The organism is Microbacterium sp. Root322, assembly GCF_001425645.1.
In the GTDB taxonomy this organism is placed as follows: domain Bacteria; phylum Actinomycetota; class Actinomycetes; order Actinomycetales; family Microbacteriaceae; genus Microbacterium; species Microbacterium maritypicum.
This window is the reverse complement of sequence record NZ_LMCS01000001.1, coordinates 397550-409182: the sequence shown is the minus strand read 5'-3', so window position 1 is coordinate 409182 and position 11633 is coordinate 397550. Positions and strand designations below refer to the sequence as shown.

Here is an 11633-nt window from a genome sequence, read left to right as displayed (position 1 = left end):
CGGGCTTACTTGTCGTCGGCGTCGCGCTCGAGGCGGGCGCGGGTCTCCTCGGGAGTCTCGACGGCCGGAGCGATCGACTCGTCGGCGACCTGCTCCTCGACGATCTCATCTGCCGACGCGTCGACGACGGCGTCCTTGGGCTCGACGACGCGCAGGATGGCCTGGCTGTGGACGTCGATGATGGTGCCGGGAGCGATCTCGACCAGCGCCGGCGTGTCGAGGTCTTCGGGGTCGTACGCGACGATCGTCCCGTAGATGCCACCCTGCAGGAGCACCTTGGCGCCCGGAACAGTCTTGGTGGCCTTCTCCTCCTGCTCTGCCTTCATCTGCTTCGTGCGCTTGCGCGTGTTGAAGATCATGAAGACGAGGAGGACGGCAAGAAGGCCGAAGAGCAGGAATTCCATGGGCATGGGGGAAGCGCCTTTCTCAGGTGCACGCTCCAGCCTTTGGGCGCGCGAAGGTAACCGGGAAGTCTCCAGCGATTATAGGTCATCCAACGTAAGCATCCCGTCCGGATGAGCGACGCCCAGATGCGCGTACGCCTCCGGCATCGCGACACGGCCACGGGGAGTGCGTCCGAGGAACCCGATGCGCACGAGGTAGGGCTCGACCACGCTCTCCACCGTCTCAGCCTCCTCGCCGACCGCCACCGCGAGTGTGCTGAGCCCGACCGGACCCCCGCGGAATCGACGCACCAGTGCTTCCAGCACGGCACGGTCCAGGCGGTCGAGGCCGATCGGATCGACGTCGTAGAGTTCCAGCGCCGCACGGACCTCGCGGATGGTCGCCACTCCCCCCGTGTGCACCAGGGCATAGTCGCGCACACGGCGGAGCAGACGGTTGGCGATGCGCGGTGTGCCGCGCGAGCGGCGGGCGATCTCGGAGAGCGAATCCGTCGGCAGATCGACGCCGAGGACGGCGGCCGAGCGGGCGATCACCTGTTCGAGCTCGGACTCCTCATAGAACTCCAGGTGCCCCGTGAAACCGAAACGATCACGCAGGGGGTTCGGCAACAGACCGGAGCGCGTTGTCGCGCCGACGAGGGTGAACGGCGAGAGTTCGAGCGGAATGCTCGTCGCGCCCGCGCCCTTGCCCACCATGATGTCGATCCGGTAGTCCTCCATCGCGAGGTAGAGCATCTCCTCCGCGGAGCGCGCCATCCGGTGGATCTCATCGATGAACAGGACTTCGCCTGGCACCAGGCTCGACAGCAGAGCGGCGAGGTCTCCGGCGTGCTGGATCGCCGGACCGCTGGACAGACGCAGCGGACGCTCGCTCTCGTGCGCCACGATCATCGCGAGCGTCGTCTTGCCGAGCCCCGGAGGCCCTGCCAGCAGGATGTGGTCGGCCGGGCGGCTCTGGATGCGTGCGGCCTCGAGAAGGAGCTGCAGCTGACCGCGGACCTTCTGCTGTCCGACGAACTCCCCCAGGCTGGTCGGACGCAGCGCGCCCTCGATCGCGAGCTCGGTCTCGTCGGACGGCTCGCTGGCGTCGAGATGGTCAGACACGCGCCTGGCCTCCCTGCGCCGGGCCGAGGAGGGCGAGCGTGCGTCGCAGGAGCGAGGCGACCGATGCGCGCTCCGCGTCCGTGGCCTCCGCCGCCGTCTGGGCCGCGGCTTCCGCGGCGACCTTCTCGGACCAGCCGAGGCCCACCAGCGCTGCGGCCACCTGCGTCACGACGTCGGTTCCGCCCGCGGCGGTCGGCTTCGACGGCGCCGCGAAGGCCTGCACCTTTCCGGCGAGCTGCAGGACGATGAGCTTGGCCGTCTTGGGGCCGATGCCGGAGACGCGCCGGAACGGGGCGTCGTCCTCGGCCGTGACCGCTTCGGCAATCTGATCGGCCGTGAGGTGCGAGAGCACGCCCAGCGCCGACTTCGGGCCGACACCGGTGACGCTGATGAGAAGTCCGAAGATCTCCAGCTCCCCCCGGTCGGCGAATCCGAACAGCGACAGGGAGTCCTCGCGCACGATGAGGCTGGTGTGCAGCAGGAGCTTCTCCCCCACCACCGCTGTGTGCGCGACGTCAGCGGGGACGGCGACGGCGAATCCGACCCCGCCCACGTCGATGACGACCTGATCGGATGTCGCATGCAGGACGACACCGTGCAGAGAGGAGATCATCCCCTCAGCCTACGGTGTCGCTCGTAGGTATGTTCGACCGACACGCTTCTCGGCATCGGCCCAGGCACGCTGCGCGGGAGTCAGCGCCGCCTGGCCGGAAGAGGATGCGGCTCCGCCGCGGCGCCATGCGTGGCAGAGGGCGATCGCCAGGGCATCGGCGGCATCGGCCGGCTGCGGCAGCTCGTCCAGGCGCAGGATGCGCGCGATCATGGTCTGCACCTGTCGCTTGTCTGCAGCGCCGTATCCCGTCACCGCCGCCTTGACCTCGCTCGGGGTATGGGTGGCGGCAGGCAGCCCCGACTCGGAGGCGATCAGCAGCGCGACGCCACTGGCCTGCGCCGTTCCCATGACCGAGTGGGTGTTCTGCTGTGCGAACACGCGCTCGACGGCCACCGCGTGCGGACGGTGCTCGGCGATCACGGCGCGGATGCCGGCGGCGACGATCGACAGACGATCACCGATCTCCGCGTCCGGCGATGACCTGATCACGCCGACGTGCACCAGAGTCCCGCGACGCGAGCCGTCGACGTCGACGACGCCGACACCGCACCGGGTGAGCCCTGGATCGATGCCGAGCACACGCAGAGAGGAGGTCACTCCCCCAGGCTAGGCCGCAGGACCGACACCGGCCGCTCGGCGCGCCTACGCCTCGTCGTTCTCCAGTTCGGCCTGGACCTCGGGGGTCAGATCGAAGTTGGTGAACACGTTCTGCACGTCTTCGCTGTCTTCCAGGGCGTCGATCAGACGGAAGATCTTGCGCGCCGTGTCGGCGTCGATCTCGACCTTGAGGTTCGGGACGAACTCGACGTCGGCCGATTCGTAGTCGATCCCCGCTTCCTGGAGCGCGCTGCGCACGGCCACGAGGTCGGTCGCTTCGGTGATGACCTCGAAGCCCTCGGCGTGCGGCTCGATCTCCTCGGCACCCGCCTCGAGCGCCGCCATCATGACGTCGTCCTCGGAGGTGCCCTCGGAGCCGACGACGATGACGCCCTTGCGGCTGAAGTTGTAGGCCACGCTGCCCGGGTCGGCCAGCGTGCCGCCGTTGCGGCTGAGAGCCGTGCGCACCTCGGCGGCCGCGCGGTTCTTGTTGTCGGTCAGACACTCGATCATGAGCGCGACACCGTTGGGCCCATAGCCTTCGTACATGATCGAGAGGTACTCGACGGCCTCGCCGCCGATACCTGCTCCGCGCTTCACCGCGCGATCGATGTTGTCCTTCGGGACAGAGGTCTTCTTCGCCTTCTGCACCGCGTCGAAGAGCGTCGGGTTGCCCGCCAGGTCAGGTCCGCCGAGCTTCGCGGCGACCTCGATGTTCTTGATGAGCTTGGCCCAGGACTTCGCGCGCCTGGAGTCGATGATGGCCTTCTTGTGCTTCGTGGTCGCCCACTTGGAATGCCCGGACATAAGTCTCCGCTCGTCGTATCCGCGTGAGCTCGCGCTCAGCGCGTCGTCCATTCTATCGAACGGCGCGGGTGGCGCAGGATGGAGGAATGCGCAGATCACGACACATCGCTCCTGCACGGCTCTCCTCGCACGTGCGCGACGGCGAGCCGACACCGGCCGACGCCTTGCGCTACCTGGTCCATCTGCCGGACGACTACGACGCCGATCGGGAGAAGCTCTGGCCCCTCGTGCTGTTCCTGCACGGTGCCGGAGAACGAGGTTCCGACATCGACCTCGCCGCCGTGCACGGCCCGCCGATGCTGGCGGATGCCGGCCGCGAGTTCCCCTTCGTCCTCGTCACACCCCAGTGCGCGGAGTCGAGTCAGTGGGTCGCCGAGGTCTCGACGCTGTCCGCACTTCTCGACGAGGTCGTCGCGGCGCACCGCATCGACCCGGCGCGCATATCGGTGACCGGACTCAGCATGGGCGGGTTCGGAACCTGGAGTCTGGCGGTGCGCTATCCGGAGCGGTTCGCCGCGATCGCACCGATCTGCGGCGGACTGTGGATGCAGAGCGCCGCGCCTGTGCGCAGCCTGCCCGTCTGGGCGTTCCACGGCGACGCCGACGATGTCGTGCCGATCTCCGCCACGGAGCAGATCGTGACCGAGCTCCAGTCGCTCGACGCCGACGTGCGGTTCACGCGATATGCGGGCGTCGGTCACGATTCCTGGACCGAGACGTACGCGAACCCCGAGTTCTACGACTGGCTGCTCTCCCACCGCCGGGTCAATCCCGACATGGAGGGCACCGCACGATGAACACCGGAGCTGATCGCCTCCGGCCCGCCTGGACGGCGCTTCCTCCGTCGGTACGCGTACAGATCGTCGGGGCGATCGGGGGCGACTTCGTGACCGACCGGCCCGCACACGGCGGCTTCAGCGCCTCCTATGCGGGCGTCGTGACGACCACGGCAGGTCATGCCTTCGTCAAGGCCTGCGGTGCCGACTGGCATGCGGACTCACTGCACTTCCTCCGCGAGGAGATGCGCACGCTCGTCGACCTGCCCTCTTCGGTCGCTCCGCGCCTCCTCGCCGCCTTCGACGACGCCGCGGGTGCCGCACTCGTCATCGAGGCGGTCGACGGACACCACCCCGGTCGACCGTGGACGGTCGAAGATCTGCACGCCGTGGCTCAGGCCCTGCGAGCGCTCTCGACCACCGCCGCGCCGTCGGAGATGCCGCGAGCGGAAGACCGCATGATCCCCGGCTTCACCCGGTGGGCGGAGATCGCCGCGGATCCCCGTCTCCTCGATGCTCTGCCCCACGATCTGCCAGCGCGGATGCCGCAGCTCCTGCGGATCGAGGAGGACCTCAGCGACGCACTGCACGGCGACGTCATCGTTCATGACGACGTGCGCGCAGACAACATCCTCATCAGCGGCGCACGAGCGCACCTGCTCGACTGGCCGCATGCGCGCCGGGGTGCTGAGTGGGTCGACCTGCCCTGTCTGCTGCCGAGCATCGAGGCGTCGGGTGGGCCGACCTGCGAAGAGGCGTGGGCTGTGTTCGAAGACCACGATGCGCCGTCGCAGATCGAGTTGCTCCCCGTGATCTCCGCGTTCGCGTCGTTCCTCTGGTACCAGCAGGCACAACCGGAGATTCCGCAGCTCCCTGGCCTTCGCGCCTTCCAGCGCGCGCAGGCGGTTCCGGCGCTGCGCTGGCTCGCCACGCTGCTCTGATCAGACGCGCGGCGTCACCATCGCGCGTCGGCGCGCTTCGACCCGCGCGAGGAAGCGCTCATGGAAGCGCTTCTCCCCCGTGATCTCGGGGTGGAAGCTCAGCCCGAGCAGTTCTCCCTGCTCCACCGCGACGACGCGACCGTCCGGCAACGCCGCCAGCACCTGGGCACGCGGACCGACCGACTCGACCACGGGGCCGCGGATGAACGCCGCAGAGACCGGCTCCGTACCGAGAGCGGGGACGTCGAGCTCGGCCTCGAAGGACTCCACCTGACGTCCGAAGGCATTGCGGCGGACGACGACGTCGAGCCCCCCGAACGATTCCTGCCCGTCGATCGCGTCGACGATGTCATCGGCGAGCATGATCAGTCCCGCACAGGTGCCGAGCACCGGCATCCCTGCCGCGATCGCGTCGCGGATCGGCTGCTGCATCCCGAAGATGCGGGAGAGCTTATCGATCACGCTCGACTCTCCGCCTGGGATCACGAGGCCGCCCACCGACGAGAGCTCGTCGGGACGACGCACCAGAACCACATCGGCGCCGAGGCCCGTGAGCAGGGCGGCGTGCTCGCGCACGTCGCCCTGCAGCGCGAGGACACCGACCCGAGTGCTACCAGCCACGCTCGGCGAGGCGGTGCGGTGCCGGGAGGTCGCTGACGTTGATGCCGACCATGGCCTCGCCGAGACCCCGCGAAACCTCGGCGATGACCTTGGCGTCGTCGAAGAAGGTCGTCGCCTTGACGATCGCCTTCGCGCGCTCGGCGGGATTGCCCGACTTGAAGATCCCGGATCCGACGAACACGCCGTCGGCGCCGAGCTGCATCATCATCGCCGCATCCGCAGGGGTCGCGACTCCGCCGGCCACGAACAGCACGACGGGGAGCTTTCCGGTCTCGGCGATCTCGGCCACGAGGTCGTAGGGTGCCTGCAGCTCCTTGGCCGCGACGAACAGCTCGTCCTTGGGCAGCGCGGTGAGCGCGGCGATCTCGCCGCGGATCTTGCGGATGTGCTTCATCGCCTCCGAGACGTCACCGGTACCGGCCTCGCCCTTGGAGCGGATCATGGCCGCGCCCTCATTGATGCGACGCAGCGCCTCGCCGAGGTTGGTCGCACCGCACACGAACGGCACAGTGAAGCCGTACTTGTCGATGTGGTTCACGTAGTCGGCGGGCGAGAGCACCTCGGACTCGTCGATGTAGTCGACGCCGAGCTCCTGCAGGACCTGCGCTTCGACGAAGTGCCCGATGCGGGCCTTGGCCATGACGGGGATCGACACCGCGTCGATGATGCTGTCGATCATGTCGGGATCGCTCATGCGCGAGACGCCGCCCTGCGCACGGATGTCGGCCGGCACGCGCTCGAGCGCCATGACGGCGACGGCGCCGGCGTCTTCGGCGATCTTCGCCTGCTCTGCCGTGACGACGTCCATGATGACGCCGCCCTTGAGCATCTCGGCGAGTCCGCGCTTGACGCGCGAGGATCCGGTGGTTGTCTGCTCTGCCATGGGGAACTCCTGTCGGATGCACCGAAGTCGGTTTTGATCTAGGTCAAACATAGCACTGTCCGATTCGACCTAGAATCGCTGAGGAGGACCATGAGCGACCAGATCACAGGCACCACCGCATCGGACATCGCCGACAGCGTGCGTTCCCTGCGCGATCGCGGAATCCTCCACGCCGGTGCGGTGCTCCCCCCGGTGCGGGAGCTCGCGGCCACGCTGGGTGTGAACCGGAACACCGCCGTCGCGGCCTATCGACAGCTCGCCCAGGCGGGCCTGGTGATCTCTCGCGGCCGAGCGGGCACCGTCGTCGCCGGCCTCGAAGCGGTGGCGCAAGAGGGGTACGCCTCCGACACGGTGCTCCGCGACATCGGCACGGGGAACCCGGATCCGCGGCTCATCCCCGACCCGGCGCCCGCGCTGATGACCATCGCATCGCGTCCGGTGCTCTACGGCGAGCCCGTGATCGACGAAGGCCTCGAGCAGTGGTCGACCCGGTGGATCACCGACGATCTCGCAGAACACGACTTCCGGATCACGATCACGAGCGGCGCGGTCGACGCCGTCGAGCGCCTGCTGGCGCAGGCCCTGATGCGCGATGACGCCGTCGCACTGGAAGACCCCTGCTTCCTAGCGAGCATCCACACGGTACGACTCGGCGGGTACCGCGCGGTTCCCGTGCCCGTCGATGCCGAGGGCATGACGGTCGACGGCCTACGTTCCGCGCTGACGGCCGGAGTCCGCGCCATCATCTGCACGCCACGGGCCCAGAATCCGACCGGAGCGAGCCTCACCGCATCCCGGGCCGCTGAACTGCGCGATATGCTCGCCGACCACCCCTACGTGCTGATCATCGAGGACGATCACTTCTCGATGCTCTCGCAACGGCCGTACGAGTCGCTCATCGGGCCGGACCACCGCCGGTTCGCCCTCGTGCGCTCCGTCTCGAAGTTCCTGGGACCCGATATGTGCCTGGCCATCGCGGCGACCGACGCCGAGACCGCCGAGCGCCTCGCGATGCGGCTGAGCCCCGGCACCACCTGGGTCAGCCACCTCCTGCAGCGTCTCGCCCTCACCCAGCTCACCGACGAGACGGTGCGGGCAGAAGTCGCCTCTGCCGCGGCGCACTACGCGCAGCGGAACGCCGCCTTCGCCGCCCGGCTGCGCGCGAACGGCATCGAGGCCACGGCATCCGACGGGTTGAGCCTGTGGGTGCGGTTCGGCCAGCCTGCACGCTCCGTCGCCGACCGGCTCATGCGGCGCGGGTGGCTCGCCCGCACCGGAGACGACTTCGCCCTCGACGAAAAGGCGGAGCCCTCGCACCACCTGCGCCTGACCGTGCACGACCTCTCCGACGACGAGGCCGAGTCCCTGGTCGCAGATCTCGTCGCCGCGGGGCGATGACCATCCACAGCGGGCATCGACCCGCCCTGAACGAAAGAGTCGGAGAATGAAGATCCTCTCCATCCAGTCAGCCGTGGCCTACGGGCACGTCGGCAACTCCGCTGCCGTGTTCCCCCTGCAGCGCATCGGCGTCGAGGTGCTCCCGGTCTACACCGTGACCTTCTCCAACCACACCGGCTACGGCGCCTGGCGCGGACCGCTGATCGCGCCCGACGACGTGCGCGAGGTCATCACGGGAATCGAGGAGCGCGGCGTGTTCGACCGGATCGACGCCGTCCTCAGCGGTTACCAGGGTGGTGAGGGCATCGGCGACGTGATCATCGACGCCGTCGCACGGGTCAAGGCCGCGAACCCGAACACCGTCTACGCGTGCGATCCCGTCATGGGCAACGCGAAGTCCGGCTGCTTCGTCGCACCCGCCATCCCGGTGCTGCTGCGGGAGCGCGTCGTCCCGGTGGCCGACATCATCACACCGAACCAGTTCGAACTCGGCTTCCTCACCGACACCGAGCCGGACACGCTGGAGTCCACCCTCGCCTCTGTCGATCTCGCACGCGCCATGGGTCCGCGCACCGTGCTCGTGACCAGTGTCGAACGCCCCGACCGCGAAGAGGGCACGATCGAGATGCTCGCCGCCGACGACGAGGGCGCGTGGGTCGTGCAGACCCCGCACCTGCCGATGAAGGCGAACGGCTCCGGCGATGTGACCGCAGCGTTGTTCACCGCGCACTACGTCGAAACCGGAAGCGCGAAGATCGCCCTCGAGCGCACGGCGTCCAGTGTGTACGACCTGCTCAAGGCGACGCTCGAATCCGGTGAGCGCGAACTGCAGCTCGTCGAGGCCCAGGATTTCTACGCCCACCCGCGGATGCAGTTCACGGCACGTCAGGTGCGCTGAGCCCCGTCGTCTCGCTCACCGCTCGCTCGACCACCCCGGTCTGTCGAGCGGGCGAGCGAGGCTGTCGGTCTCAGCTGCCGGATTCCGGCCAGGCCGCCGCGACGGCCTCGCGCACCTCGCCGAGGAGCTGCGGAAGCGCCTTGGTCTTCGCGATGATCGGGAAGAAGTTCGCATCCGACGTCCAGCGCGGCACCACGTGCTGGTGCAGATGGGCGTCGACGCCCGCTCCGGCCACCGCCCCCTGGTTCATCCCGAGGTTGAAGCCGTCACAGCGTGACACCTCACGCAGCACCCGCATGGCCGTCTGCGTCAGCGCGCCGATCTCGGCGACCTCCTCAGCCGTCGCCTGGTCGTACGTGGCGATGTGGCGGTAGGGGCAGACGAGCAGATGTCCCGAGTTGTAGGGGAAGAGGTTCAGCAGCACGTAGGCCGTCTCTCCCCGGGCGACGACCAGCCGCTCGGCATCCGGGAACTTCGGCGCCTCGCAGAACGGGCACTCCTCGCGAAGCGGCTCGGGCCCTGCCTGGATGTACGCCATCCGGTGCGGGGTCCACAGCCGCTGGAACTCGTCCGGGACTCCTGCGAGCACTCCGGCATCCTCCAGCGGCTGCGCCCCGTCGGTCACGCCAGATCCCCTGCCTTCAGCACGAGCGCGTGGGACGCGATGGCGGCGCCGATACGACGCACCGCGTCCTCGACCGGGACGCCGTTCTCCTGCGTGCCGTCGCGGAAGCGGAACGACACGGTGCCAGCGGCACGGTCCTGCTCCCCGACGATGAGGATGACGGGGACCTTCGCGGTCGTGTGGGTGCGGATCTTCTTCTGCATGCGGTCGTCCGAGTGGTCGACATCGGCCCGGACCCCCGCCGCCCGCAGCTGCGCGATGACGTCGTCCAGATAGTCGCCGTACTGCTCAGCGACCGGAACACCCACAACCTGGCTGGGTGCGAGCCACAGAGGGAAGTCGCCGGCGTAGTGCTCGAGGAGGATCGCGAAGAACCGCTCGACGGAGCCGAGGAGTGCACGGTGGATCATGACCGGCCGGTGCTTCTGGCCGTCGGGACCGGTGTACTCCAGTTCGAACCGGTCCGGCTGGTTGAAGTCGAGCTGGATGGTCGACATCTGCCAGGTGCGGCCGATCGCGTCACGCGCCTGCACGGAGATCTTGGGACCGTAGAAGGCCGCTCCGCCGGGGTCGGCGACCAGTTCGAGCCCGGACTCGATCGCGACCTCACGCAGCGTGTCGATCGCCGTCGACCACTGTTCCGGCTCGCCGAGGAACTTCGGGTTGCCCTCTTCGTTCGTCGACAGCTCGAGGTAGAAGTCGTTGAGTCCGTAGTCGCGGAGCAGGTCGAGGACGAGGTTCAGGTTGGTGGTGAGCTCTTCCTTGACCTGGTCCTGAGCGACGTAGATGTGCGCGTCGTCCTGCGTCAGGCCGCGCACGCGGGTCAGGCCGGACAGCGTGCCGCTCTTCTCGTAGCGGTAGACCGTGCCGAACTCGGCCAGTCGCAGCGGCAGCTCGCGGTAGGAGCGCCCGCGCGAACGGAAGATGAGGTTGTGGAACGGGCAGTTCATCGGCTTCAGGTAGTAGTCCTGCCCCTGCCGGGTGACGTTGCCCTCCTCATCGACGACCTCGTCGAGGTGCATCGGCGGGAACATGCCGTCCGCATAGGTCTGCAGGTGACCCGACGTCATGAAGAGGTCCTTCTTCGTGATGTGCGGGCTGTTCACGAGGTCGTACCCGTTGCGCAGCAGGTGCTTGCGCAGGTTCTCCTCGATCTCGTAGCGGATGATGCCGCCCTTGGGATGGAACACCGCGAGTCCGGAGCCGATCTCGTCCGGGAAGGAGAACAGGTCCATCTCGGCACCGAGCTTGCGGTGGTCTCGGCGCTCCGCCTCGGCGATGCGCTCCTGATAGGCGCGCAGCTCTTCCTTGGTCGGCCAGGCCGTGCCGTAGATGCGCTGCAGCTGCGGGTTCTTCTCACTGCCGCGCCAGTACGCGGCGGCGATGCGGGTGAGGTCCCAGCCGTTGCCGATCATGCGCGTGTTCGGCAGGTGCGGACCGCGGCAGAGGTCCTTCCAGACGACCTCGCCGTCGCGGGTGGTGTTGTCGTAGATCGTCAGCTCACCCTCGCCGACCTCGACGGACGCGCCCTCGGCCGCCTCCTGGGCGCCCTTGAGCCCGATGAGCTCGAGCTTGAACGGCTCGTTCGCGAGCTCGGCGCGAGCTTCCTCGTCGGTGACGACACGGCGGACGAAGCGCTGGCCCTCGCGGATGATGCGCTGCATCTCCTTGCTGATGGCCTTGATGTCCTCGGGCGTGAACGGGGTGTCGACGCCGAAGTCGTAGTAGAACCCGTCGGTGATGGGCGGACCGATGCCGAGGTTCGCCTGCGGATTGATGCGCTGCACGGCCTGAGCCAGCACGTGGGCAGCGGAGTGACGGAGAATGTTCAACCCGTCCGCGCTGTCGATCGTGACCGGCTCGACCACGTCGGTGTCGGTCACGGTCGTGGCAAGATCCTTGAGATCGCCGTTGACGCGCATCGCGACGACGTTTCGGTCAGTGAACAGGGCGAAGCCGTCATTCG

At 68.3% G+C, this 11633-nt stretch carries 13 protein-coding genes; 4 read left to right on the top strand and 9 right to left on the bottom strand.

Annotated features, from left to right (window positions below):
• Positions 1–5 precede the first annotated feature (5 nt).
• The 5 genes from ASC55_RS01985 to ASC55_RS01965 all read right to left on the bottom strand — a co-directional run bounded on the left by ASC55_RS01985 (position 6) and on the right by ASC55_RS01965 (position 3525).
• On the bottom strand, positions 6–404 hold the full coding sequence (locus ASC55_RS01985; protein WP_017830537.1) for a preprotein translocase subunit YajC: 399 nt from the start codon (positions 402–404) through the stop codon (positions 6–8).
• Between the two features lie 78 nt (positions 405–482).
• Positions 483–1508: a Holliday junction branch migration DNA helicase RuvB gene (gene ruvB / locus ASC55_RS01980; protein ID WP_017830536.1), complete on the bottom strand. Its 1026-nt coding sequence runs from the start codon at positions 1506–1508 to the stop codon at positions 483–485.
• Positions 1501–2121, bottom strand: coding sequence for a Holliday junction branch migration protein RuvA (gene ruvA, locus ASC55_RS01975; RefSeq protein ID WP_055872478.1), 621 nt, complete (start codon positions 2119–2121; stop codon positions 1501–1503). The genes ruvB and ruvA overlap by 8 nt, the downstream gene beginning before the upstream one ends.
• Positions 2122–2130: 9 nt before the next feature.
• Positions 2131–2718, bottom strand: coding sequence for a crossover junction endodeoxyribonuclease RuvC (gene ruvC, locus ASC55_RS01970; RefSeq protein ID WP_055868053.1), 588 nt, complete (start codon positions 2716–2718; stop codon positions 2131–2133).
• A gap of 45 nt (positions 2719–2763) precedes the next feature.
• Entirely contained in the window at positions 2764–3525 is a 762-nt protein-coding gene (locus tag ASC55_RS01965) for a YebC/PmpR family DNA-binding transcriptional regulator (protein ID WP_017830533.1), read from the bottom strand.
• Positions 3526–3611: 86 nt separating this feature from the next.
• Between ASC55_RS01965 and ASC55_RS01960 the strand changes: the two genes are divergently transcribed.
• Complete coding sequence (locus ASC55_RS01960; RefSeq protein WP_055872477.1) at positions 3612–4322, top strand: dienelactone hydrolase family protein; 711 nt, start codon at positions 3612–3614, stop codon at positions 4320–4322.
• Positions 4319–5242 (top strand): phosphotransferase, encoded by a 924-nt coding sequence (locus tag ASC55_RS01955; protein ID WP_055872476.1) that lies wholly within the window; start codon positions 4319–4321, stop codon positions 5240–5242. Before ASC55_RS01960 ends, ASC55_RS01955 begins: the two co-directional genes overlap by 4 nt.
• On the opposite strand, the gene pdxT is transcribed toward ASC55_RS01955, so the two are convergent.
• Positions 5243–5863, bottom strand: a complete 621-nt coding sequence (gene pdxT / locus ASC55_RS01950; protein WP_055872475.1) for a pyridoxal 5'-phosphate synthase glutaminase subunit PdxT — start codon at positions 5861–5863, stop codon at positions 5243–5245.
• Positions 5853–6746, bottom strand: a complete 894-nt coding sequence (pdxS, locus tag ASC55_RS01945) for a pyridoxal 5'-phosphate synthase lyase subunit PdxS (protein ID WP_055872474.1) — start codon at positions 6744–6746, stop codon at positions 5853–5855. The genes pdxT and pdxS overlap by 11 nt, the downstream gene beginning before the upstream one ends.
• 90 nt (positions 6747–6836) lie before the next feature.
• Between pdxS and ASC55_RS01940 the strand changes: the two genes are divergently transcribed.
• Both ASC55_RS01940 and pdxY read left to right on the top strand, forming a co-directional pair.
• Complete coding sequence (locus ASC55_RS01940) at positions 6837–8144, top strand: aminotransferase class I/II-fold pyridoxal phosphate-dependent enzyme (RefSeq protein WP_055872473.1); 1308 nt, start codon at positions 6837–6839, stop codon at positions 8142–8144.
• A 46-nt stretch (positions 8145–8190) separates the two neighbouring features.
• Positions 8191–9042, top strand: a complete 852-nt coding sequence (pdxY, locus tag ASC55_RS01935) for a pyridoxal kinase PdxY (RefSeq protein ID WP_055872472.1) — start codon at positions 8191–8193, stop codon at positions 9040–9042.
• 70 nt (positions 9043–9112) lie between these two features.
• Here the strand turns inward: pdxY and ASC55_RS01930 are convergent, their stop codons facing one another.
• Both ASC55_RS01930 and thrS read right to left on the bottom strand, forming a co-directional pair.
• Positions 9113–9667, bottom strand: a complete 555-nt coding sequence (locus ASC55_RS01930) for an HIT family protein (RefSeq protein ID WP_055872471.1) — start codon at positions 9665–9667, stop codon at positions 9113–9115.
• Complete coding sequence (thrS, locus tag ASC55_RS01925) at positions 9664–11589, bottom strand: threonine--tRNA ligase (protein ID WP_235563090.1); 1926 nt, start codon at positions 11587–11589, stop codon at positions 9664–9666. The genes ASC55_RS01930 and thrS overlap by 4 nt, the downstream gene beginning before the upstream one ends.
• Positions 11590–11633 lie beyond the last annotated feature (44 nt).